The organism is Aedoeadaptatus coxii (assembly GCF_001553115.1).
Classification (GTDB): domain Bacteria; phylum Bacillota; class Clostridia; order Tissierellales; family Peptoniphilaceae; genus Aedoeadaptatus; species Aedoeadaptatus coxii.
Genome location: NZ_KQ960178.1, coordinates 1 through 23,271, shown reverse-complemented (window position 1 = coordinate 23,271; position 23,271 = coordinate 1). Strand labels below are relative to the sequence as shown.

General features: G+C 47.7%; 30 protein-coding genes and 1 riboswitch. Of the genes, 7 read left to right on the top strand and 23 right to left on the bottom strand.

The features are described 5' to 3' along the window. Nucleotides 1-83: 83 nt before the first annotated feature. Nucleotides 84-1,142 carry an FAD-dependent oxidoreductase gene (locus HMPREF1863_RS05230; protein WP_068368124.1) on the top strand — a complete coding sequence of 353 codons (1,059 nt, stop codon included), beginning with the start codon at nt 84-86 and terminating at the stop codon, nt 1,140-1,142. A gap of 42 nt (nt 1,143-1,184) precedes the next feature. On the opposite strand, the gene HMPREF1863_RS05225 is transcribed toward HMPREF1863_RS05230, so the two are convergent. The 6 genes from HMPREF1863_RS05225 to HMPREF1863_RS05200 form a co-directional block, all read right to left on the bottom strand. Continuing rightward, a complete protein-coding gene (locus tag HMPREF1863_RS05225; protein ID WP_068368121.1) occupies nt 1,185-1,847 on the bottom strand; it encodes an ABC-2 transporter permease in 663 nt (220 codons plus the stop codon). Beyond that, nucleotides 1,840-2,694, bottom strand: a complete 855-nt coding sequence (locus HMPREF1863_RS05220) for an ABC transporter ATP-binding protein (RefSeq protein ID WP_068368115.1) — start codon at nt 2,692-2,694, stop codon at nt 1,840-1,842. Before HMPREF1863_RS05220 ends, HMPREF1863_RS05225 begins: the two co-directional genes overlap by 8 nt. Next, nucleotides 2,694-3,068: a GntR family transcriptional regulator gene (locus tag HMPREF1863_RS05215; RefSeq protein ID WP_068368113.1), complete on the bottom strand. Its 375-nt coding sequence runs from the start codon at nt 3,066-3,068 to the stop codon at nt 2,694-2,696. The genes HMPREF1863_RS05220 and HMPREF1863_RS05215 overlap by 1 nt, the downstream gene beginning before the upstream one ends. A 96-nt stretch (nt 3,069-3,164) precedes the next feature. Next, on the bottom strand, nt 3,165-3,434 hold the full coding sequence (locus HMPREF1863_RS05210; RefSeq protein WP_068368110.1) for a hypothetical protein: 270 nt from the start codon (nt 3,432-3,434) through the stop codon (nt 3,165-3,167). Between the two features lie 58 nt (nt 3,435-3,492). Next, complete coding sequence (locus HMPREF1863_RS05205) at nt 3,493-3,753, bottom strand: hypothetical protein (RefSeq protein WP_068368107.1); 261 nt, start codon at nt 3,751-3,753, stop codon at nt 3,493-3,495. A gap of 52 nt (nt 3,754-3,805) precedes the next feature. Beyond that, nucleotides 3,806-4,543, bottom strand: coding sequence for an SDR family NAD(P)-dependent oxidoreductase (locus HMPREF1863_RS05200; RefSeq protein ID WP_068368104.1), 738 nt, complete (start codon nt 4,541-4,543; stop codon nt 3,806-3,808). Between the two features lie 305 nt (nt 4,544-4,848). Here HMPREF1863_RS05200 and HMPREF1863_RS05195 point away from each other — a divergent pair, with 305 nt between their 5' ends. Together HMPREF1863_RS05195 and HMPREF1863_RS05190 are read left to right on the top strand one after the other, a co-directional pair. Next, a complete protein-coding gene (locus tag HMPREF1863_RS05195; protein WP_068368101.1) occupies nt 4,849-5,220 on the top strand; it encodes a CidA/LrgA family protein in 372 nt (123 codons plus the stop codon). Further along, on the top strand, nt 5,213-5,914 hold the full coding sequence (locus HMPREF1863_RS05190) for an LrgB family protein (RefSeq protein WP_068368099.1): 702 nt from the start codon (nt 5,213-5,215) through the stop codon (nt 5,912-5,914). The genes HMPREF1863_RS05195 and HMPREF1863_RS05190 overlap by 8 nt, the downstream gene beginning before the upstream one ends. Before the next feature lie 39 nt (nt 5,915-5,953). On the opposite strand, the gene HMPREF1863_RS05185 is transcribed toward HMPREF1863_RS05190, so the two are convergent. Continuing rightward, a complete protein-coding gene (locus HMPREF1863_RS05185; RefSeq protein WP_068368097.1) occupies nt 5,954-7,153 on the bottom strand; it encodes a cation:proton antiporter in 1,200 nt (399 codons plus the stop codon). Nucleotides 7,154-7,193: 40 nt separating this feature from the next. Next, a riboswitch (Fluoride riboswitch) is annotated at nt 7,194-7,262 on the bottom strand. 176 nt (nt 7,263-7,438) lie between these two features. Between HMPREF1863_RS05185 and HMPREF1863_RS05180 the strand changes: the two genes are divergently transcribed. Together HMPREF1863_RS05180 and HMPREF1863_RS05175 are read left to right on the top strand one after the other, a co-directional pair. Then, nucleotides 7,439-8,062, top strand: a complete 624-nt coding sequence (locus tag HMPREF1863_RS05180; RefSeq protein ID WP_068368094.1) for a TetR/AcrR family transcriptional regulator — start codon at nt 7,439-7,441, stop codon at nt 8,060-8,062. Between the two features lie 64 nt (nt 8,063-8,126). Next, nucleotides 8,127-8,360: a FeoC-like transcriptional regulator gene (locus tag HMPREF1863_RS05175; RefSeq protein ID WP_068368092.1), complete on the top strand. Its 234-nt coding sequence runs from the start codon at nt 8,127-8,129 to the stop codon at nt 8,358-8,360. A gap of 81 nt (nt 8,361-8,441) precedes the next feature. Here the strand turns inward: HMPREF1863_RS05175 and HMPREF1863_RS05170 are convergent, their stop codons facing one another. After that, nucleotides 8,442-9,887, bottom strand: coding sequence for a carbon starvation CstA family protein (locus HMPREF1863_RS05170; protein WP_068368088.1), 1,446 nt, complete (start codon nt 9,885-9,887; stop codon nt 8,442-8,444). Nucleotides 9,888-10,199: 312 nt separating this feature from the next. Here HMPREF1863_RS05170 and HMPREF1863_RS05165 point away from each other — a divergent pair, with 312 nt between their 5' ends. Further along, the gene (locus tag HMPREF1863_RS05165) at nt 10,200-10,703 is read left to right on the top strand and encodes a YcxB family protein (protein ID WP_068368082.1); all 504 of its coding nucleotides are present in this window, start codon (nt 10,200-10,202) and stop codon (nt 10,701-10,703) included. Nucleotides 10,704-10,793: 90 nt separating this feature from the next. Next, nucleotides 10,794-11,738 (top strand): AEC family transporter, encoded by a 945-nt coding sequence (locus HMPREF1863_RS05160; protein ID WP_068368079.1) that lies wholly within the window; start codon nt 10,794-10,796, stop codon nt 11,736-11,738. Nucleotides 11,739-11,784: 46 nt separating this feature from the next. Here HMPREF1863_RS05160 and HMPREF1863_RS05155 read toward each other — a convergent pair whose 3' ends face one another. The 15 genes from HMPREF1863_RS05155 to HMPREF1863_RS05090 form a co-directional block, all read right to left on the bottom strand. After that, on the bottom strand, nt 11,785-12,204 hold the full coding sequence (locus HMPREF1863_RS05155; RefSeq protein ID WP_198142717.1) for a hypothetical protein: 420 nt from the start codon (nt 12,202-12,204) through the stop codon (nt 11,785-11,787). Between the two features lie 301 nt (nt 12,205-12,505). Then, the gene (locus HMPREF1863_RS05150; protein ID WP_068368073.1) at nt 12,506-13,753 is read right to left on the bottom strand and encodes a YkvI family membrane protein; all 1,248 of its coding nucleotides are present in this window, start codon (nt 13,751-13,753) and stop codon (nt 12,506-12,508) included. 134 nt (nt 13,754-13,887) lie between these two features. Beyond that, a complete protein-coding gene (locus HMPREF1863_RS05145; RefSeq protein ID WP_068368070.1) occupies nt 13,888-14,805 on the bottom strand; it encodes a DMT family transporter in 918 nt (305 codons plus the stop codon). A gap of 247 nt (nt 14,806-15,052) precedes the next feature. Continuing rightward, nucleotides 15,053-15,790 (bottom strand): cyclase family protein, encoded by a 738-nt coding sequence (locus HMPREF1863_RS05140; RefSeq protein WP_068368069.1) that lies wholly within the window; start codon nt 15,788-15,790, stop codon nt 15,053-15,055. Between the two features lie 50 nt (nt 15,791-15,840). Next, nucleotides 15,841-16,284, bottom strand: coding sequence for a DUF3021 domain-containing protein (locus tag HMPREF1863_RS05135; RefSeq protein ID WP_068368068.1), 444 nt, complete (start codon nt 16,282-16,284; stop codon nt 15,841-15,843). A 9-nt stretch (nt 16,285-16,293) separates the two neighbouring features. After that, on the bottom strand, nt 16,294-16,587 hold the full coding sequence (locus tag HMPREF1863_RS05130; RefSeq protein WP_232300128.1) for a LytTR family DNA-binding domain-containing protein: 294 nt from the start codon (nt 16,585-16,587) through the stop codon (nt 16,294-16,296). Continuing rightward, nucleotides 16,538-16,732 carry a hypothetical protein gene (locus HMPREF1863_RS09350; protein WP_232300127.1) on the bottom strand — a complete coding sequence of 65 codons (195 nt, stop codon included), beginning with the start codon at nt 16,730-16,732 and terminating at the stop codon, nt 16,538-16,540. Before HMPREF1863_RS09350 ends, HMPREF1863_RS05130 begins: the two co-directional genes overlap by 50 nt. 127 nt (nt 16,733-16,859) lie before the next feature. Beyond that, entirely contained in the window at nt 16,860-17,417 is a 558-nt protein-coding gene (locus HMPREF1863_RS05125) for an isochorismatase family protein (protein ID WP_068368066.1), read from the bottom strand. Nucleotides 17,418-17,427: 10 nt separating this feature from the next. After that, a complete protein-coding gene (gene srtB, locus HMPREF1863_RS05120; protein ID WP_068368063.1) occupies nt 17,428-18,156 on the bottom strand; it encodes a class B sortase in 729 nt (242 codons plus the stop codon). Between the two features lie 8 nt (nt 18,157-18,164). Next, nucleotides 18,165-18,641 carry a hotdog domain-containing protein gene (locus tag HMPREF1863_RS05115; protein WP_068368060.1) on the bottom strand — a complete coding sequence of 159 codons (477 nt, stop codon included), beginning with the start codon at nt 18,639-18,641 and terminating at the stop codon, nt 18,165-18,167. 87 nt (nt 18,642-18,728) lie between these two features. Continuing rightward, nucleotides 18,729-19,799, bottom strand: coding sequence for a DUF2871 family protein (locus tag HMPREF1863_RS05110; protein ID WP_068368057.1), 1,071 nt, complete (start codon nt 19,797-19,799; stop codon nt 18,729-18,731). Further along, entirely contained in the window at nt 19,792-20,349 is a 558-nt protein-coding gene (locus HMPREF1863_RS05105; protein WP_068368055.1) for a TetR/AcrR family transcriptional regulator, read from the bottom strand. Before HMPREF1863_RS05105 ends, HMPREF1863_RS05110 begins: the two co-directional genes overlap by 8 nt. A 103-nt stretch (nt 20,350-20,452) precedes the next feature. Beyond that, the gene (locus HMPREF1863_RS05100) at nt 20,453-21,151 is read right to left on the bottom strand and encodes a YaaA family protein (protein ID WP_068368052.1); all 699 of its coding nucleotides are present in this window, start codon (nt 21,149-21,151) and stop codon (nt 20,453-20,455) included. Further along, nucleotides 21,148-21,585, bottom strand: a complete 438-nt coding sequence (locus tag HMPREF1863_RS05095; RefSeq protein WP_068368050.1) for a 2-thiouracil desulfurase family protein — start codon at nt 21,583-21,585, stop codon at nt 21,148-21,150. Before HMPREF1863_RS05095 ends, HMPREF1863_RS05100 begins: the two co-directional genes overlap by 4 nt. Before the next feature lie 24 nt (nt 21,586-21,609). Continuing rightward, complete coding sequence (locus tag HMPREF1863_RS05090; RefSeq protein WP_068368047.1) at nt 21,610-22,773, bottom strand: 3-phosphoshikimate 1-carboxyvinyltransferase; 1,164 nt, start codon at nt 22,771-22,773, stop codon at nt 21,610-21,612. Nucleotides 22,774-23,271: the final 498 nt, after the last annotated feature.

The following is a 23,271-nucleotide window of genomic DNA, read 5'->3' as shown; positions in this document are numbered from 1 at the left end:
CGTCCTATCTCGTTTTTCTATACTCTCTTTTTAAAATTGCCTTTCCTTTCTCGGATTGATACCCTTTTAAAAAAGGAGGCAGTATGAAAGAACTTATTTTAGCGGGTGGCGGCCACGGCCACATCCTCGTCTTAAAGGAATTAATGAAGCGACCTTTGAAGGGCTTTCACGTGACTTTAATTACCGATTATCCGAAGCAGTATTATTCCGGCATGCTCTCCGGTTATGTAGAGGGTGTTTACACGGAAGAGGACATATCCTTTAACGTTCCCGATCTTTGCGACAGAGCCTCCGTTCGCTACATGGAAGAAACCATTACCGCCGTGGATAAGGAAAAGAGAGTTATCCGCACGGAAAACGGCGAGTACCCTTACGACTTTCTCTCCATGAATCTCAGCGTGCGTTCCAAAGAATTCTTTCCCCTGGGAAATATGGCGGGAACTTATGTAAAGCCCATCGGCCGCATCGTAGAGTTTGAAAATTTTTTAGAAAAAGAAGACACCGCCGGCAAAAAACTCTTTATCGTCGGCGGAGGCCCGTCGGGAATGGAACTGGCCTTCTCATTCCGGGAAGCTTATCCCGATCTTTCCATTACCGCCGCCACTTCGAGAGAAGTTTGCAGACGATTTAATCAAAAGACGCGGCAAAAAGTGCGAACTCTTACCGAGGAAAAGAGTATTCAGCTATTGGAAAACACTACCATTACCGCTCTAAAAAATAACGAGGCCATCTCCGGCGAAACACGCTTCCCCTTCGATTACATTATTCTCTCCACGGGCTTTACGGGCATCGACGTGGATTTCAGAGGCTTCAATATTTCCGAGGATCGCTTTATTTGGGCGAGGGACGATCTCCAAGTGGCGGAAAATACTCTCGCCATGGGGGATATGATTAATTTAAAATGCTATCCCACCCTCGATAAGGCCGGCGTCTTCGCCATAAGGGAAGCTCCCGTGCTGTTAAATAATCTCATGGCATTACTGAAAGGCGGCAAAAAACGAGATTACAAACCTCAAACCCGCTATCTTCAAATTTTAAATTGCGGATCGAAAAAGGCCATTCTCAACTGGGGCAACCTTTCCCTCTATGGCCATATGAGCTGGCGCTTGAAAGATTACATCGACCGAAAATACATGAATTAAAAATTCCCCGAAGTTTGGAAAATCCATTCTTCGGGGATTTCTTTATAAGTCGCGCTTTTTAAATTTCGCGAGGGCAATACTATAGGATAATGCCGTTAAGAGGGCGATAAGCAAAACCGCTCCAATAACGACGAAGAGGATATGGCTCATGGCCCATTGGTAAAGGGCCTTCACTTCACCGGGAAAGGCCGAGTTGGCAAAGCCCGATATGCCGATGACGATCATAGTGGCGATAACGAGTGCCGCACCGGCGACGCCCTTGGCTTTTTTATGGCCCACGGCGAAGAAAATCGGCACATTGATGTCCATAAAGAAGATATACATGGCGAGGTAGAGCCCACCGACGGCGAAGCTTTCGCCGATAATAAGCGTGCCGCTTTTTACAAGATTCACGCCGTTCATAATAACGAGGGCGGCGAGGGTGGCGACGAGGAATACCACGAAAGAATAAAGGTAGCGACCGCGCACCGTGTCCTCATCTTCCATGCCGATCATGCGGTAGAGCCGCTCCGTCCCTGAATCTTCTCCCGTGACAAAGGGGTAGGTCATAATCATTAAGGACATGGTCATGGCGAAGACCATGGGGAAAAAGGAAAGATTCATGAAATAAGTGAAGCCTACGGAAAACAGGATGAAAAAAGCGATGGGCTTCCACGTTATATAAGGGCGAATGCCCAATAAATCCATTTTAAAGGTCTTAAGCATGTTCATCACCTCGATGGTAGAAGGTCATAATGCGATCGATGGTGGGCTTTTCCACGACGGTGTTTTCGCCGAAAGCACCCGCCATATCCGCTGCAACTAAAACTTCCACGTGAGTGGCGGTTTTTTTCTTGCCGAGAATCTCCTTCGGATCCACACCGCTTAAATTGCTTTCACTGCATTTTACAATGCGATAGGCGTCCAAGAAATCGTCCTTCGTGCCGTAAAAAATCAGCGCGCCGTCCATAATAAAGGCGATGTAATCGGCTATGACCTCCAAATCTTCCGTAATGTGAGTGGAAAAGAGCACGGTATTTTCCTCGTCTTCCGCCATATAGTGTTGAATGGTGTCGCGAAATTCGTCGCGAGAGCGAGGATCCAACCCGCTGGTAGGCTCGTCCAAAACCAGCGTCTTGGCGCCGTGGGAAAGGGCGGCGGCGAGCATAAGTTTCGTCGTCATGCCCCTCGAAAGGGCCTTTACATTGAGTTTCGGATCGATGCCGTAATCTTTCACCCGCTTAAAAAATTCGGATGATCTCCACTTTTTATAACCTACGGATAAGACATTGTTCACATCTTCGACCGACCAGTCGTTGGGAAAATAAGATTCGTCGAGAACGATGCCCACATCCTGCAAATAGTCGTTGTCTTCCGGGCGGACGCCGCGGTAGAGCACCTCTCCTCCGTGTAAGTGATTGAGATTTAAAATGGCGCGAATGGTGGTGGTCTTCCCCGATCCGTTGGGGCCGATAAAGCCCGTAATAAATCCTTCCTTCACGGGGAAGCTGACGCCATTTAAGGTAAAGGCGCTGTATTCTTTTCGAATATTATTTAATGCGATTCTTTCCATTAGTCACCTCCGAATAAAACATCCAGCATGGCCATAATATCTTCCTTTTCGATGGCGTGATCTTTGGCAATGGCCACGACGGCCTCCATATGCTCTTCCATTTGCTTTTGCACGATTTCCCGCGCCACATTTTCGTTTTTTTCGGCGACGAAGGATCCCTTCCCCTGCCGGGTCACGATAAAGCCCTCCTCTTCCAGAGCATCGTAGGCTTTTTTCACCGTCATAATGCTGATGGAAAGATCTTTGGCGAGAACGCGAATAGAAGGAAGTTGCTCGTCGTACGCCAATACGTCGTTTATAATTTGATCTCGAATTTGATTCCGCAACTGCTCGTAAATTGGAAGCGAAGCGGAGTTGTCAATGATGATGTCCATGGTATCCCTCATTTCTATAACAGTGTATAACAGTATAAAACACTTGTCAAGAAATAAAAAAAAACAGGACCTGCCTGCCTTTTAATAGATGAAATTTTACGGTAACGCCATCCCTATAAAAGCCATTGCCATGGCGATAAAAAAGGAAAGGATGAGCAATAGATTGGGAATCATCCAGCGGTATTCCTTCTGAACGAAAGCGGATATAATGCCCATGATACCGAGCGTAGGCGCTGCGTAAAGCGTCGCGTAATCCAAGGGCCGCATCTCGGCGAGAGGATCGGCGGGAACGAAAAGGGATGCGACGATCATAAGAACGCCGAGAGCGACCGTCATCTTATGGATTTTTTCTAAATAAGATTTCATCGGTGCTCCCTCTTCTTGTTCTCTGAACCTTACATGCCTCGCGACCATTTCCTATGTCTCAAGAAATTAAATAAAACAGATCCATAAGGATGAAAAAGGATACTGCCAAGAGCACATTGGGGATGATGTAGCGGTATTTTTTGTTGATTAGGGAAAAGACGATGCCTAAAATTCCCAAAACCGGCGCCACAATTAGCGTGGCGATGCCCATGGGCTTGATCGTAGGGAAAGGATCGGTGGGCGCAAAGTAGGCGACGACGATTAAAAGGCATCCGAGCAGAAAAGTGTAAAGCTGTAAATTTTCTCGAAATTTTTTCATAGGTCTTCATTCCTCTATGTAAAAGCATCTACAATTGTAGATGCCTTTTGGTTTATACGAGCATGGCGCCGTCGACGTTTAAAATCGTTCCCGAAATATAGGACGCCTTGTCACTGGCTAAAAAGGCATAGGCCTTGGCAATATCTTCCGGCTCGCCGATGCGACGAAGGGGAATGTTTTGAATCAAGGGCTCGATCATTTCCTTGGGCACCTTTTTCATCATGTCCGTATTGGTAATGCCGGGAGCCACGGCGTTTACGCGAATACCATCGGGACCCAGTTCTCTCGCGAGGGAGATGGTAAGGCCGTTGACGGCGAATTTACTTGTAGGATAGCCTACGCCGCGAGTTTGGCCGTATTTGCTCACCATGGAACTCGTGGAAATAATGGAACCGCCCCCTTGTTCCTTCATATGGGGAATGGTAGCGACGATGGCGTTGAACACGCCCTTTACGTTCAGGTTCATGATCTTGTCGAATTTTTCCGCGTCGTAATCGTAAACCGATACGTCGTCTGCGACGCCGGCATTATTGGCGAGGACGTCGATGCGGCCGTATTTTTCTACGATCCGTTCGATTTCGGCCTTAATGGATTCGCCATCCATTAAATTGGGCCAGGCGCCTTCCACTTTATCGTATTTTTTCTTGTACTCTTCCAAAGCTTTTGCCACCGTTTCTTCACGGGAGCCAAAGAAAATAACAGTAGCCCCTTCGTTTAAAAATTCTTCTACAATGGCTTTACCGATGCCTCGGGTACCGCCGGTAACGACACAAATTTTATCCTTTAACATAGTATCCTCCTAATAATTTCTATTCTCATATATACCTTATGTTTTTAAAATTAATCATCCCGCGATTTTATTTTCGGGAGGACGGAAGAGTATACAATCTCCTGAATATAATATTGTCAATATTCGTTTTTTCCTCAATTTACGCTTAATCTTATCGCTCCCATTCTTTAAAATGATATATTTTGTATTTTATGACGGCTTTTCTACCCTATTTCGATAATTTTTTGATTTTTACCTTGATAAACGTCGGCGGTTTTTATATATTAAAGAGGCTCATGTAATTTTAATTTTAAGGGAGAGAAAACGTGTTATACCAATTATTAATTATGTTCGGGACGGCACTTCTCGGCCAAATCATTTCGGGCCTTTTGCCGTTTCCCTTCCCCAGTACGATTATTGCCGCGATTATTTTGTTCCTGCTCTTGGAATTTAAAATCGTCAAGTTGGAAGAACTGAAAGACGTCACGGAATTATCCAACAAATACTTAGCCATCGTCTTTATTCCCGTCGGCGTCGCCGTTATGGAATACTTCGGCGAATTTACCATGGATGTATGGCTGAAGATCGTCGTCATCATCGTCGTCTCCACGGCGGCTACTATGATGGTCACCGGTAAAGCCAGCGATATCATCATCGGCATACAGGAAAAACTTTCGGGAGGTAAGAAAAATGCTTGATCTATTTACCCAAACCCCTTATTTCGGATTGGTTATTTCCATTCTATTTTTCATTCTTTTTTCAAAACTCAGCGCCCGTTTAAATGCGCCGATTTTAAATCCCCTTTTGTTTTCCATTATTGCCATTATCCTATTCCTGAAGGTCTTCGATATTCCCCTGGAAAACTACCAAAACGGCGGGTCGATGATTCAAATGGTCATCTCCCCTGTGGAAACCATCGTCATCGGCGTAAGTCTTTACAAACAAAAAGACACGCTGATTAAGTACCTGATTCCCGTTTTATTATCGGTAACCATTGGCTGTGTTTTCGTCGTGCTCTTTGTCGTATTCTTAGGCAATGTACTCGCCGTACCTCAAGACGTGCTTTTGGCGTCTATTCCGAAATCCGTCACCACCGCCATCGCCATGGAAATTTCCGGCAAAATGGGCTGGATCGTTTCCATTACCGTTATGTTCGTTATTTTGACGGGCATCGTCGGCGCGGTTATCGCCCCCTACTGTATCAAACTTGCGCGAATTAAAAATCCCGTTTCCAAAGGCCTTGGCATCGGCACGGCGGCTCACGCCGTGGGCACGAGCTACGCCATTAAGCTGGGCGAAGTGGAAGGCGCCATGTCCGGGCTTACCATCGGGCTTCACGCCATTATCGCCTCCATCGTCATGCCTGTTTTAGTTTCATTACTCGGCTTATAACAAAAAGGATGTCATCTACGACATCCTTTTTTTGTGCGCTTATTTTGAATTTGTAAGAAAACTCTGTTGGGTGCGATCGATTAAAAAAGCACCTAAGGGAGCGGTAATTAAAATCGAAAGCACCGCCACGGATAAAATAACTTTCCCCGAACCGAGACCCGCTTGCAGGGGAACGGAGCCGATGGCCGCCTGAACCGTTGCCTTGGGAAGATAGGCGAGGATGCAAAAGATCCGCTCTTTAAACGTTAAGCCCGTGCCTGCAAGAGAAGCCGTCACGCCGAAACTTCTGAAAATAAGCGCCATGAAGATTAACGCTACTGCCGCGCCCCCGGCGTCCAGGGTGTAGTGAATGTCCACGGCGGCACCGACGAGGACGAAGAGAAAAATTTCCGCGCCGATCCATAACTTGCCGAATTTCTCCGAGAGGCGAGTCGACACCTGTGCAGGCATTTTTTCGTGAATGACCACGGCCATGGCCACCACGGCGATGAGCCCGGACATGGCAATTTTTCCCTTTAAAAGCCCTTCCCCGGCCACGAGGAGGAAACTTACGGCGAGCATGATCAGCACCTTGACACTGTTGCGCACGTGGCGTTCACGTACAAAGGCGGATTCGAAAAAGCGATAAAGGACATAGCCTACGATTCCGCCTACGATCATGCCGCAAATAACCGATAGGGGCACATTCATAAGGCTCGCCAACTTCAGATCCCCTCCCTTTGCCATTCCGAGAAAGGATGTAAAGAGGACGATGACGAAAATATCGTCGCAGGAAGCCCCTGCCATAATGAGTTGAGGAATGGATTTTTTCGTGCCGATCCCTTTCTCCATCATCTTGTCCATTCGCGGCACCACCACGGCCGGGGAAACAGCGGCGAGTACCGTGCCCATAAGGGCGGCGTCTACCCTGGAAATCCCGAAGAGAATAGGCGCAAGGAGCGTGTAACCGATAATTTCAAAACTTGCCGGCACAAAGGACATAAACACCGCCGGCCGCCCGACCTGTTTTAAATCGGAAAGATCCAAAGAAAGTCCCGCCTTCAGCAAAATAATAATGAGCGCCATTTGGCGGAGTTCGCCGGAAATCGCGAGCAGATGATCGTCCAGCAAATTAAAACAACTCGGCCCCAGTAATACCCCGGTGGCAAAAATGCCGATAATGCCCGGCAATCCCATTTTTTCCACCAGGGATTTCATAGCGAGACCGATTAAAAGTAAAAGAGCGAGAGAAAGTAACATAAAACCTCCTTACACGCAAAAAGCCGATGCTTTCTGCGATAAAATCGTAGAAGTCATCAGCTGTTGCGGTTTAGGTTGCCCAAGGGAGAACTTCATTCCCTATTTTCTTTATTTTAACAAAAGAAAGGGCTTTTGGAAAGTTCACTCCCAAGAAATACGAAAAATATCTTTGATCGTAATATAAAATCTTCTTTTCCATCCTCTATTCTTTCGACGAAGAATGAACAAAGTAATTGAATATTCCATTACCTGGTGATAATATATATCAATGAAAGGGAGGTTGTTATGAGACCATCAAACGATGCATTGGCTGAGGCGATTTTGGAACAGGCCAAAAAAGACTTTTTACATAAGGGCTATCGGAAAACATCGGTTCGTGGAATCGCCGCCGCAGTTGACGTCACCACCGGTGCCCTTTACCGCTATTACGCCAGCAAAGAGGCTCTCTTCGATGCCATCGTGGAGGATCCTGCACAAGAACTGCTCGATTTATTCGAGTCTTATGCCGAAAGCAATGTGCCTTGCGACGATACGGGCGCCGTCCTATCCGATCTTCCCTACCGCTCCACCGATCACATGAAAAAACTCGTCGCCTACATTTACGAGCATTACGACGTGTTTAAACTGATCGCAAGCTGCGCCGAAGGCACGAAATATGCCCATTATGTGGAACGGCTCATCGCCATTGAAACCGTATCGGCCATCGATTTAATCGAAGAACTGGTATGCGCCGGCAAACTCACCCATTCCATCGACGACATGTTTATTCACATGATCATTACCTCCATGTTTACGGGAATTTTCGAAATTATCGCCCACGACGAACCTATCGACGACGCCGTGGCCCATATTGAATCCCTGCAACGTTTTTACGCCGCCGGCTGGCGGGAAATGCTGAAGGAATCTTAATCATTGTTCGCTTCTCCGCATAGAGGCGATACCAAAAGGTGTTAGGAACAATGAAAGGATTTTTATGTCAGTATTGGAATGTATTAAAGTACACGGCGATCACACCGCCGAAGCACTCGCCCAACGCTTAGAACAAAGCGTGCAATGGGTAGAAGACGAATTACATCATTACGAGCGTTTAGGCTATGTAAAACGCCGTAAACACACGCCCACTTGCAGCGGAGGCTGTGGCAATTGCGAACACTGTAAAAACCACATCTCCCACGGCGAACATACTCTGTGGGAAGCTATTTCCTAAACCTTGCGCCCTTTACCGGGGCGCTTTTTCTTTACCTCCATTTGAGCATAAAAAAAAGAGCATGTCGCCATGCTCTTTACTTTATGCTCTTGCCAAGCCTTGTTGTTTGCTGCCTTCTTTATATACGACATAGCCGTAAACGAGGGCGATGGCAACACCGATAACGGTGGATACCATGTAGGGCAAGTGGAAGCCGATTTTTGCGCCTAAAATATAAGCCGAGATGATATACATATAGAACATACCCGGAATTAACGATACGAGGAATGCTCTGCCATGACGTTGCAAGTAAATGGAAATCATAGCGAATGCAAATACGGCGATGGTTTGGTTTGCCCAAGCGAAGTATTGCCATAAAACGTTGAAACCGCTGGGGCTCATTTTTGCAAAGATCAAAATAATGAGAACGCCGATAAACACGCCGATGGATAAGCTTAATCTATTCTTCATAGATTTTTGCGGAATGTGTAAGTGGTCGGCAATCATTAGGCGAGCGGAACGTAGCGCCGTGTCGCCGGAAGTGATGGGAAGAACGATAATACCGACAATCGCGATTAAACCGCCGATTTTACCAAGCATATCGTTAGCAACTAAACCGATAACGGCAGGTTTACCGATCATAGCGGCGTCGATGCCTTTGTGGTAAATACCCATAGCAGCTGCTGCCCAGATCATAGCGATGAAACCTTCGAGGATCATCATGTCGTAGAATACGAAACGGCCTTCACGTTCACTCTTTACAGAACGACCGATAAGGGTAGCTTGTGTGGAGTGGAAACCCGAAACGATACCGCAAGCGACGGTAACGAAGAATACGGGGAGAATCGGTGTGCCGTCGGGGTGAACACCTTTAAAATTCATCATCGTAAGATTGTCTAATTGGTAGCCCTTCATAAAGAGACCGAAGAAAATACCGACAGCGGAAAGAAGTAAGATACCGCCGAAAATCGGGTAAACTCTACCGATGATCTTATCGATGGGGAACAAAGTAGCGATGATGTAGTAAGCAAAAATACAAGCGTATACGATCCATACGACGGGGTTCGTAGCAACTGCTTCTTGATGCAATACATTGGCAACGATCAAGTCGCCGGGGGTGTAAATAAACACGGCACCTACTAAAATCATAAGAATAATAACAAAGATATTGTAGACCGAGTAAACTTTACCGCCGAGATTGCGCTTAATCAAAGACGGCATTTGTTCGCCTTCGGAACGGATGGAAATCATACCGCTCATGTAGTCGTGAATAGCACCACCGAGTACGCAGCCGACGGGAATCATAATAAATGCCATGGGGCCGAATAAAATCCCTTGAATGGGGCCTAAAATCGGGCCGGTTCCTGCGATGTTTAAGAGCTCAATAAGTGCATTTTTCTTTTTGTCCATGGGAACGTAGTCGACGCCGTCTTGGTTTTTGATAGCAGGCGTTTCTCTATCGTCCGGTTGGAATACTTTCTCGGCAAAACGGCCATAGAAAAAGCCGCCTACGATCAAAATCGCAAGGCCGATGAGAAATGTAGTCATAAACTTACCTCCCTAAAAATTCAAAGTTAAACTTTGCAAAAATCAAAGGCTTCTCTAACTTCGTATGTTTATTATACAACGACCAAAATAAAACACAACAAGGAAGTGCGAAAAATACAGTATAAAATCAAAAAATTTATTGTATACCTCCTGATTAAAAACAACATATTTAATATAAGACAACATTTTTTCTCTTTGATCCAAAAGCCCCTGTGCAAACAAAAATGAGTGGCTATGTTTTTACGATGTCGACCGAAAAACGCAGTTCAGGTATAATCGTTTTATTATTGAAAGCAACGAGAGAGGACAGACATGAAACTCATCATTTTTTACACCAATACAAAAGATTACATGAAGGAATTTATTCGCTACACCTTACGAAAACTCATTGGTTGGGGCTACATCGTCGGCATAGCGGGCCTTGTCATGGCGGCGGTATTTTTCAAAGACGGCAACCATTTTAAGGCGGGCACCATGATGACGGCGGGCATAATGAGCCTCGCAGTAGCCCTATTCACCGTTCCCCTCAGTGTGCGGGATTTACTGGCTCAGGAAAAGAAGCTGACCGGCGATGAAAACAAGGTCATGCTCCGCTTCTTAGACAACGCCGTGGAACTCCATCAGGGAAAAGCCCATATTTCCGTAGAATACCGCCACGTGATCCGCGTAGCCGAAACGAAATCCCTTTACATCCTGCAAATCGGCAAACACAACGGCGTCTATGTTCCGAAAGACGCCGTGAAAGAAGAAAACCGTGACACATTCAATGCCCTGCTGGAAAAACTGAAGAAACAAACAAAAAAGCACGGAAACTAAATCCGTGCTTTTTTAATATGAAATTCGATCTGATAGCAGCCTAAATTTACAAGCCTACGGTGTTGAACTATAATCGAAAGGGGGGATATTATGGCAAACTTTTTACTTGGACTCAACATTATTTTTCCGATCTTCTTCGTGATCTTCGCCGGCTACCTGGCGAAACAAAAGGGCTATTTAGACGAGCACTTCGTGAGCACGTCGACGTGGATCGTATTTTACGTCGCGCTTCCCCTAAAACTCTTCTCCGACATCCGAAGCGCCCACATCGAAACCTTGCCCACAACCTACGTGGCCTACATACTACTGGGCATCTTCCTTATTTTCTTCGCCACGTGGATCGCGGCGCGGCCCTTTATTCCCGACAGAAAAAAACTTTCCGCCTTCGTCCATTGCAGCTTTCGCTCCAACTTCGTCTACGTAGGCTATCCCATATTGGAATCACTTTACGGCAAACCCTCGCCGGAGCATATGATCGTCGTCACCGTCTTCGGCCTGACCCTTTACAACATACTCGCCATCGTGATCCTGACCCTTTATTCGGAATCCGAGGATAAAAAAATCCACCCGGGAAAAATCCTGCTGAAGATTTTAAAAAACCCCATGATCATCGCCATTTTCATCGGCGTCTTATTTAACATCCTGCAAATCCCCGTCTACACAGGCCTCGATAAAGGCATAAGCCTTCTCGCCGCCCTCTGCACGCCCCTCTCCCTGCTCCTCATCGGCGCAAGCTTAAACTTTGAATCCATAACACACGATCTCGCCCTCGTCTTTGCTTCGGCGACCATACGCACAATCTTAACGCCCCTGATCCTGATCCCCGTCGGCATCGCCATCGGATTAAGCGCCGTGGAACTGGGTATCGCCTACGTCTTTTGGGCCACCCCCTGTGCCATTAACTGCTTCATCTACACAAAAGAAATGGGCGGCGACTCCGAACTGGCATCGAAAATCATCACCACCTCCTTCCTCTTCGCCATCGTCACCTACCCTATCGGCATCGGACTGCTCCATATGCTGCACATACTATAAAAAAAATCATCTCTTGCCGGGGAGCAGGAGATGATTTTTAATTGATTTACTTATCCAACTTCACGGGATCTAAATCCTTTCGCGTGCCGTGAACATTATAGAAAAGCCCCCAGGGAAGCCCCTTCATTTCCTTTCGAACCTTTGGGAAAATCGCTTGTACCCATTCGATCACCGAGCGGAAATAAGACCACAACTCCTGCGCCGTATGATCGTGTTGATGCTTGCCCATATATTCCTCAATGGTGACGCCGTCTTGATCGCTTGCCCATAAAAGAGCCGTTTCCAAATATTCCTGACGAATGGAAGATCCCTTTAAGTAATCCCCGGCGAGGCCGTCGGCAGCACTTCCCGTCTTGGAAAAATAGCGCTTGGCATCGGTAACCCATGATCCTGCATAAACTGCATTTCTCAGTTCCTGATCGGTGAGCCTTTCCCCGGCAATATTAATGATCTTAAACCATTCCAACTTTTCACTTTCCGTACCGTCGCAGACGTAAACGAAAAGCTCGTAGTCTAAAATTTTTTGTTAAGAACCACTTCATGAGCATGGTGGAAAGTCAATAGATGATGTCACGATTGCATTTTGTTTTTGCCGCACCCATTCCGCTTGCAAGAAATTCGGTTTGTGAAGAAAAAAAGCACCTACAATTTGCAAGTGCTTGAAATGGCAATCGGATAACATGCCGTGACCATGACTGTAATCGGTTTTTTGTTCTTCATCGGTAAATAGCCTATGCCACCGATTTTTAGCGATCCGTTCAAATACTTTAGAGGGATTCCTCGCTCTCGTCATTTAGTACCTCGGCCACTTCTTCCTCCACAGCTTCTTTGATTTTGTCATCGTCAATAATAGAAGCTTCGGCGAGTTTATCCAGTTTTTCGTTGTCTTTTCTAGTAAACTCTTCATCGTCGTCTAATTTCTTTCGGGTCAGACGATTCAGTTTCTTCCTCTTCTTGATCTCGGACTTTATTTCGGTCCGCTCCCGAATCCAGGCGGCGATTAAAATAAGGATCAGGATCAAGCCCAAATACCCTAAAATCGGATAGAGTACGGCCATTAACTTTTTAAATCCCAAGAAAGAAAGACCGAAGCCCACCAAGGTAAAGATAATCAGGTTCCGCTTAAAAGTACCTTCCGTGGCAGATAAACGTCGTGCGGCGGAATAGAAAAGGGACATGCCCGTGTTGAAGATCATGCCGAAGATAATGATGGACATGGCAAGACCCAGGGCGGGATGCACATTGTCTAACACGGTTTGCATGGGAATGTCCGCGTCTTTCACAATGCCCAAGGTGAGGAAAAGCGTCACGCCGACCAGTCCTGTCAGAACGGCCACGAGGGCGCCGCCGATCATGCCGCCGATGCGCGCCTCAGCCGGGTCGGTTTTACTACCCCCTAAGACAAAGGCCATTGAAATGCCGCTGATCATGCAGAGGCCGAAGTAGTTGATGGTGGATAAGGAAAGATTGGGAAGCGCCGGGATCAGGGTCTTGCCCAAACTATCCAAAAACGCCGTATCAGAACTCACATTTACCATAGTGTAAACTGCGCCGATCAATGTAAAGACCAGAACCAAGGGCGTAAAGCCCCCTATGATTTTGGCCACTTTCTCGAAATCCAACATACCCACGACGACGATCAGTGCCGTACATAATAAAGAGCCCATCCAGGGTGCTAAGCCGAATTGTTGCTCCAGATTCGATCCGGCCCCGGCAATCATAACAAAGCCCATTAAAAAGCAATTAATGATCAGGGCATAATCCATCAATTTCGTCACGGCGGTTGGGGTCACTTCCTCGAGCACATCGATGTGGCTTTGGGCGACGAAGTGGCTGCCTAATTGCAAGATGATGCCGCCGACCACAATGTGCAGCAGGCCCACTACGGCGATGCCGTAAAGCCCCGGAAGGCCGAAGGACAGAAAGTACTGCATGAGTTCCTGCCCGCTGGCCAAGCCGGCGCCGGTAAGAACGCCCACGTAGGCGAAAATTATACTTATTGTTTTTTTATTCATTTATACTCCTTTATTCGTCATGTAACACAAATAAATAGTTTATCATAAAATCCATCTTCATCAAAATTGCCCGAAACTCCATATAAAAAACCGACGTCAGCTTCATGGCCACGTCGGTAATTCTTTATTATTCTCTAGTTCCCAAAGGACAATTGTTTTTTATTTAAGATTAAGGAGCCGAGCAAGACCAGAGCGAGCCCCGCAGCCATGTTGACGGTAAAAGCTTCGCCTAAGGCCAGAACCGAAAAAAGGGAGCCGAAAATCGGAATAAACAATTTGTAGACGCCGAATTCATTGGCGCTGTACTGTTGAAGAACCCATGTCCATATGGAAAAAGCACAGGCCGATATAAAGGATCCGTATAAAATCATGACCATCCCCTTGGGGGTCAGGGCGAGGAAGCCGCCGGTTAAGGCGATGCCCAAAACAATGAGCAGTAAAGAACCAAGGATGAACTGAAAGGATGTGACGACAAAAGGATTTTCGCCCTTGCCGTATTTCCTAAGCATGACCGAAGCCAAAGCGTTAAAGAAAGTGGCGATCAGAATAAACCCTTCGCCGGAGAAGCGGAGACTTCCCGAAAGGCTTTCTCCCGTATAGTTCGTAATAAAGATGCCGAGGGTTCCCAAAATAAGCGCCAAAATAATATTTGGATTGACCTTCTCATCGGGAAGTAAAACTGCCGAAATCAAAACGACGATAAAGGCATTGGTCGATTGAATAATCGACGATTTTACACCGGCGACGTGCGAAAGGCCGATGTAATAAAAAATATATTGCAGCGACGTTTGAATTAGAGCCAGAATCACGATAAATTTCAGATTTATTTTTTTATAGTCGATTCGATGGCCTTTGTTTCTTATTTTAAAATAAGTAAACGTCATGAGCCCCGCCAGAAAAAAACGGATCCCCGCAAGTAAAATTTTCAATCCCGTGTCCTCTCGGCCGATGGCAAGCTCCACATAAGTGGATTTAATAAGCGGTATGGCAGTGCCCCATAACATCATGGCGAAGATGCATAATAAAATAGCTTTCCTTTTTTTCGTTAACAATTTTACCTCCCGTTTTCATTCATAGTTTTATTATATGCTCTTCAAGATTATTCTCAAAGATTACTCGCTTCAAAGGCTGAGAAAAGTCGCTCTCCCCTGACGGGCCTGCCCCTACGGATGTGTAAAATCAGGGTGTGACGATATTTGATTTTTTTGCGGTATACAAAGATCTATTCCCGACACAAAGACCCTTCCATACAAAAACCCCGTATCCCATGTGGGACAGCGGGGTTTTCTCTCAAATTTTTTACTTATCCAACACGGCGATGACTTCCGCGGGGAAGGCCACGGCGTCTTTTATATGCAGGACGTTGATCATGATGACGGCGCCTGTCGCCGGCACTTTGTCCAGATTCGCCATCACTTCCACTTGGAATTTGTTTTGATTGAGCCAATAGCGTTGGGCTACCAGGTCGCCCGCTTCCGCCGCTTCCGGGCCCGAATCGGTGTTCAGTGTTTCGTGGCCGATGGCGGTGATTTTTCTGGTTTCGCTCAGATATTTCAGCGCGGCGACAGACCAGCCGGGGGTAATTTCCACGCCTTTTTCATCCGTATTGGTGAAATCTTCCTGAGAATAGATGCGGTGATACCAGCCGGAAGAAAAGGCGACAAAGGCGCCTTCGGGGATCTCGCCGTAGGTTTCCTCGAATTTTTTAATATCCTCCACGCTTACGGCGTAGCCGTTATCCGCCTCCACCTCTTTTTCCAGATGAAGCACGTAAAGGGGAAGGTAGCGTTCTTTTAAGGGCAGCTCCGATAGGATTCTGCCGCCGTCCATAAAGTGAGCCGGTGCATCGACGTGGGTTCCGTGGGATGTGCCCAGGGTGTATTCCCTATTGTCCGATCCCGTTTCTTCCAATGTGGTGAGCACGCGCTCGCCCAGGGGATTAAAGGCTTGGTAAATCGCCATATCTTTTGTAATTTCGTGGGTTAAGTTCACCCATTCTTTTGCTTTTAATTCGTTTAATAATTCCTGTGTTTTCATAACGGCCTCCTTTCCCCTATCCTACCTTTTTTCGGCGGTAAAGGAAAGGCTTAGTGTTGGAGTCTGTGTAATTTTTCGTTGAGGGCTTCGATTTCTTTTTTCTTGGAGGTGTAGATGGCGAACCAAATCAGGGCGTAAATTACGATGAAGATCGCCGTGGACATGAGGATTTCGTAAGGGCTTGAAAACCATTTAAGATACCAACCTGTGGCGAGGAAGTACGCAAAGACGACGATGCTGTGGAGTGTGGTTTTTTTAAAGAGATTTTTCCCGTCGTCGCCGAATAGGGACGACGCCACTACCGACACGATGCCGAACCCTGCGTAAAGGACGGTTTGTATGACGCGCACAAACACGAGGGAATCGTGTGCCGCCAGAAATTGGGGCGTGGAAATAACAAGTGATCCGTAAAGAACGGTGAGCATGCATTCGATAAGGTTTCCGATGCCGATGCCGATAAGGGCGCCGATAAAGCAATTTTTAAGTGTTTTCATTTTTTCCTCCTATAAACCTAAGGCTTTTTTAAAGTTTTTTAAGTGGCGACGGGCGACGTAGGATGTGGCGCCGTTTTTAAATTCCACGGCTATGGTGCCTGTAAAGGACAGATCCAGCCGCTTAACGTAGTTTAGATTGATGATTTCGGATCGGGAGATGGCAATAAATTGTAAATCGCCCAATCGTTCTTCCAATTCATAAAGTTTCAGCCGCGTGGTGTAGGTGGCGTTTATGGTGTCCAGGAGGATTTTTTTATCTTCGCTGTAAATGCGCACCACTTCGTCGTAATCCAATAGTTCCACACCATCTTCTAAAGGCACTGAGTTTATGATGATGGGGCTCCAGCAGTCGATTTTTTATATGCTCGATTTCGTCGGAGTAACGATTGGCCATGATTTTTACGACGGTTTCCTCCACGGTGTCATCGATTTGTATTTCTATCTTCATAGGCTTCCTCCTTATGGTTTTATTGTACCGACTTCGGAAAAGATGTCTATTCCTTTGGGCTAAACGGTCGTTTTTCTTCGCCGAACGGCATGAAAAAAGCCTTGGCGTAAACCAAGACTTTCTTTGCTTATTCTTTTATGAGGCGGAAGCCTTTTGCTTCCAAGTCTTCTATGTTTTTCTCGTGATCTTTTCGATCCACATAGGCGACGCCGGGAAGGTACAGGGCTACAGAATATCCCTTTTCGGCGAGACCCAGTAGGGTTTCGCGCACGCAATATTCGCTGGCAAAGCCTGCCACTAAAATATCGCCTTTTACCGTTTCTTCGAGGACGTCTCCTTTTTCATTCATGGCGCGGCAGCCGGAGTATTCTTCTACATCGTCCCGCTTCCCTTTTTTAAAGACATTGCTTTCATTGGGGTGCGCGTCTTTTCGCGTCAGTTCATAAAATCCTTTATAAAGGGCGGCGCCTTCCGTGTTTTCCACACAGTGCACCGGCCAGATGCCTCCGTTTTCTTTAAAGCTTTCGTTGCTTTTACTGTGCCAATCCGCCGTATACACCACCGCCATATCCGGATCGTTCTCGATCAGTTTGACGATGTTTTCCAGTGCCGATTCGCTTCCTTGGCAAGCCAAGGAGCCGGAAATAAAATCATTTTGTGCATCTACTACAACCAGTGTCTTCATGGATTCTCCTTTATTTTTCATCTCTTAGCACGGCGTGGACCACTAGCCGATCTTCTTCGTCGGAGCAGGTAGATAGGGTGAGGATGTGCGCCTCTTTGCCGGGCAAGTTTCCTTTCAGTCGATTTTTTCCCTTTACCCACGCTCTGAATTTTTCCCATTCTTCTTCGGAATAATTGGGTTTTCGATAGGGATCATATGCCGATGCAGTATACACGGCGACGATATCGTAGGTCTTTTTTCCGTCGACGGTGTCGATGGTAATGGAAGGGTGGGCGTCGCGGAAGGATTGATCTTTAAACTGTTCCAGCTCGTGGAACACGTAGCCGGAGCGCACGTTGTGGCCGTAAAGCACGGTGTTTTGATCGGAGTAATCGGGTTTATCGTCTTTATCCATAAAGACTTCACCGAAGGGATGGTATTCTCCCTTATAGGTGTGGTTCAGATAAAAGTCGTTGTCTTTTCCCTGAACTACGGGAAAATCGATTGCGGTGCCCTCTATTTTTATCCAGCCCACCATGTCCGGGTAATCCTTTTTCAACTGCGCCACAAGGTTCGGCTTTTCCTCGCTTTTTTTATGCTCGTCGGTGGTGTCTTCCTTTATGCTCGCCTTCAGTTCCTCGTGTTCTTTCGTAAATTGATGCCCTGCCAAATAGTAGGATCCGATTTTATAGCCGGATACGGCGATACAGATCACGAGGAGGATTTCAATGAGCGTAATCAGTTTCTTTTTGACGTTCACCGCCTCCTTTACATGGTGTCTTTTACACCTACGGCTACCATTTTCGCCGTGGCGCGAATGTCTCCCGCCGCTTCCATTTCCATGGCGACGACGACTTTGCGCTCGCCGATTTCTTCCACGTGGGATGTGATGTTTATTTCCTCGCCCATGGGCACGGGCTTTTTAAAGTCCACCTCGAGATGGGCGGTAATAAAGCGGCCGATGACCGTGTCTTCTGTCAGCTCCAACCCTTTTTGGCGATGGGCAAACCATGCCGCCGACGCCGTGCCGTGGCAGTCGAATAGGGTGGCGATCATGCCGCCGAATAAATTGTGGGGCACGCCGCCGGTGTACATTGCATCGGGTACGACGGTGGCAATACAGGTCTCTCCGTCGTCGGAGGGGTAGGATTTTAAATGTAAGCCTTGTTCATTTTTCGGCCCACAGCCCCAACAATGTTGAAACCGCTCGCCGTAAGTGGATTGTATGGAAATTTTTTGCATCATAACCTTCTTTCTTATGCGTCTATTTATAAGTGTACCCATTCCCCGGCCGTCTTCCCATAAAAAAAGACGGCCGCTTGCCGTCTTTCATCATGCGATTTGTTCCCTCATCGCCTCTTTTTTTCTCGCCTTTAAAATGAAGGCGATCATGGCGACGGTAAGGGCGATGTGGCCGAGTCCCGCCATGCCGGAAAGGGCACCGTCGGGGTAAAGCGCCGCGCCTGATGATACTAAGGTGTACATTCCCCGAATGACGAGGGATGCGATGAAGTACATAAGCGCCAGAAGATAGACTCGATAGTATGTGTGGAGATTTCGACCGTCGCGGTTTTCCACGCGCAAGTATAAAAACATGGCGAAGGAAAAGACCGCCCCGAGAAGAATCATGTGGGGATGGGCGAGGGATAGTGTCGTAGGCGCCGTAAAGCCGTTGATGTGCGTAAATTCGCGGTAAAGGGCGCCGAGTAAAAGTCCCAGTTCCAAGCAAACGACGGCAACTTTTCCGATTTTTTCCGTGTCCACTTTCCCCGCTTCTTTTTCATAGAGGCCGTCTACGAGCATGATGTAGCAAATGGTCTTGGGTAACATTAACGCGCCGAATACCGGAATAAAGGGCGAGAAAATAACCACGAGGACGTAAAAGAAAAAGCTTGCGGCGATTAAATAGCTCGCCCGCTTAAAGCCGGGGATTTCTCCATCAGCATAGGTCCACGCTACGAGGGCGATCCCCATGAAGAGGAAGGGAATGTTTCGAGCTATGGCCATGGCGTAAGGGCTTTCGCCGCCCCAATGGTTGGCGGGCAACAAGACGAGGACGATACGAATGGCGAGCAAGCCGTATATAAGCAGTTGCCGCCCTTTAGTGGATTTGCCGCCGGCGGCGCGATAATAATAAAAATAGAGCAAGTAGAAAACCGACATGGTGATCCCCGTGATCATTTGCCCGTAAGAAAGATAGAATTGATTTCCCGCAAGCCCTGCCGGGGATAAATGGCCGTAGACTCTCGGAAGCAAATGACATGCATCGCCGGATGCCAGTAAGAGGGCCATGGCGGCGAGGAGCTTCGCTTTTTTCCCTTTTTCAAGCAAAAGAGCCAGGCCGAATCCCGTCATCAACAGCAGATAGATGAGGTCGAAATATACCTCGATCAAATTAAACATTTTTTACGCCTCCCATAACAAAGCGCACCATTTCGTCGTAATCTTTAGAAAATGCATCGGGAGAAAGGCGATGCATAAACACGCGCTGCATAAGCCCGTGTACCAAATCGCCGATTAAAACGAAGCGCGGATTGGAATAGAATGCGCCGATGGCTTCATCGGCATGGTATTGTCGCCAAGCCATTTCCAATTCCGAATTCCACGCCATAAACCGATTGCGAAACAAGGGATAATGCTCCGGCGCATAGAGGGATTCCCTTAAAAAAACGCCGTACTTTTCGAGGACGCTCTCTATATTTTGTGGTTCGGCGCGATACAAGGTAAAGAAACCTTCGTGAATAAAGCGCAGCTTTAAATCTAAAATATAAAAATAGGCGTCCTGCATATTATGAAAATACTGATAAAAACTTCCTCGGGAAATTCCCAATCGTTCCACCACGTGTTTTACCTTGGCGTCGCCTAAGGTGCGGTTTTCAAATTCCGACACCAAGGCCTTTTCGATGCGTTCCCGCTTCTCCGCTTTCAAACTGAAAAATGTACTCCTGGGCACGATGACCTCCTTTTGTGAATGACACTGTGTCACTTTTTTTCTAAAAGTATACTCCTCAAAAAAAAAGAAGTCAATTTCCAATAAAAAAGAGCGATTTCTCGCTCTAATGTTTTCTGAAAATAAGAGGTTCCTCGTCTCCTTCCCCGCTCAGGGAAAATCCTTCCGCCTGAAAGGATTCGAAGACTTTTCGCTCGAAGGATTCTTCCCGAAGAATGTGGTTGGCGAGCAAGCCCCGGAGTTTTTTCGCCGTGGCGGATGGCGCTTTTTTATCTCTCTCGTAAAAGTCGATGTTGATCCATTGGCCTACCTGCTTTTTATCGATTCGCGACGAAAATTCCCCAGACGCCAAATCGAACACGCGGCTGCCTGTAAAAAATGCCGTCAAATTCTTTTTCTGTAGAGATTTAAGGGATTCCCCCTCTACCTTTAAAGGCTTGGTGAAATCCAAGCGGTAGGGCCGTATCATATCGTGAGGCGATAGAGGACCGTAAAGAGCGGATAAAATCACGAGATGTTCCCCGGCAAAATCCCGCGCCAAAAGGTTTTTGTCCATTTGGCGAAAGGCCAAGCCCGTGTACGTATCCATGGCCGCTTTCGCCCTATCTTCCTCAATGGTTGCGTACCCATCCACAAGCTTTTCGGCGAGATCGTCTTTAATGGCGAAAAACGTCGCCAAGGATGCTTTGTCCATTTTGCGCAGTTCATGTACGATTTTTTTCGCCGTAGGGCTTAGAGAAACGCGCCCCGTTCCCGGTGACCAGTCCATTTCTTTGCTGGGGGAAAGAATGATAACATTTTTCACGCCTTCTCTCCTTTCGCCATGACGTCCTCCACGTCCACGGCGGGAATCCCCGCTTCCGCCAACAGTGCGGCAAAGACGCCTTTTCCGGGAATTAATTTGCCCGAAAAGGAGCCGTCGTATACTTCCTTTACGCCGCAGGATGGGCTTCGCGATTGCAAAATGACGAGCTCCACCCCTTCATCCAGCACCTTTTGAAGGGCGATCCTCGCCCCTTTTCGAAATGCATCGTCTACGGAGCGGCCCTCTTTGTCCTTCACCACGCCTTCCACCATTTCCGCAGGTACTCTCGGCGTGGGAAGGCCGCCGAAAACCTCGGGGCAAAGGGGCACGACCTCTCGTTTTTCCAGGTAACGGGCGAGTGCTTCTGAAAAATTATTTCCCCCGTTGTATTTGCAATTGACGCCGAGTAAACAGGCGCTTACACCGACTTTCATTTTTCTCCTACTTTCCATGGTCCTTTATTGTCGCAAACATTCCAAATCTTCCCAAAAGCTTCCCCAACTTTTGGCGACACATTCGCTGCCTACGATGGTCACGGGGCCGTCGGCGACGGCGGCAAGAATCCCCGCTGCAAAGGCGATGCGGTGATCGCCCCTTGTATCGACGACGCCGCCTTTGACAGTCCCCGGGAATACTGTAAAAATATTCTTTTTATAACTGCTTTCGATGCCCAGGGCGGCGAGCATAGCTTGTGTAGCGGCGATGCGATCGCTCTCTTTGTATCGCAGACGCTCCACCCCCGTTAACGTTCCGCCGGTTTTTGCGGCGACGACGGCGAGAGGCATTAATAAATCGGGGTAAGAGGTAAGATCCACCGTCTCCCCTTCTTTCATCTGGCGGAGCAGAACAGGAAAAGCATCGTCCCCCTGCAAACTCTCGCCGGCGATGTTTTCCATCGTAATTTCCGCCCCAATCGCATTGGCGGCGCGGAAAAAGGCGGCATGGCTTCTGTCTCCTTCGATTGAAATGAGAGGCGACGGAGGGGTAAGCTCTCCGGGGTAAATAGTGGCGCCGCAAACGTCCATGCCCCATTCCCTTAAAATAGCCTCCGTCATGCGAAGGTAGGGAGCGGAAGTTTCCTCTTTGACGGTAATGGTCACGGGACCCTTCGCCGTAGCCGCGGCGAGCATGGCGCCTGTAATAAATTGACTGGTGGTTTTCCCCGTCATGGTGGCGCTTTTTGGCTCATAGGTATTTTTCGTTTCGATAGATTCCGGCGTTGCGTCTACTTCCACGCCGACATTTTCCAAATAACGGATCCCCTCGTCCATGGGCCGAGCGAAGAGGCTCCCCTTTCCCACGAAACGAAGATGGGGAATCCGCGTCGGCAGTATCATCATGGCCATGCGAAGCGTGCTTGCACTTTCCATGCAATCTACTGTAGCTTCCTCGGGCACATTCCCCGGCACGAGATGAAGCACATCCCCTTCCCGACGAGATTCCACGCCTAACGCGCCAAGGGCATGTAGCGTGGCGCGAAGATCGTCGGAAAGAGCGTCGATTTTAAAACGGGTCTCCTTCCCCGAAAGCGCCGCCAGGAAAAAATGACGGTGGGCGATGGATTTCGACGGAGGCAGGGTGATGTGCCCCGCCATGGGCGACGGGGTTAAGGTAATGTTCATGACGGCTCCTTTCTTATTAGCTTTATTATAGTGGGTTTTCAGCGAGAGGGAAAGTGCGCTTTCGGCGGGAAGCGCACCGCCCGCTCACCTTGCGACGGCAAAGTTTCTTGCCTGAAACAGAGCGTGTTTTCTTGCGACACAGCTCAATACAATCGAAGTCCGTTAGAACTTCGGACTGCAACGCACAAAACCACTTTTTGATTCGGTTTCACACAACCCGAAAACATTGTCGCGGGGAAGAGGGAAAGGGCTCAGAGGCAAAGGCCGCGTTTCCCTCTTCCCCGCGCGCCCCATCTCCCTTTCCGGCCGGCACTATAACGAAAAATGCCTTCGGCATTTTCCTGATTATTGTCTGGCGCCAGCGGAAGTTATTCTCCAGCGAGAAATAAAATCTCACGCTCACCTTGCGACGGCAAAGTTCCTCGCCGGAAACAGAGCGCCTCTTTCCGCGACGCAGCCCAATACAAATCGAAGCCCGTTAGGGCTTCGGACTGCTAA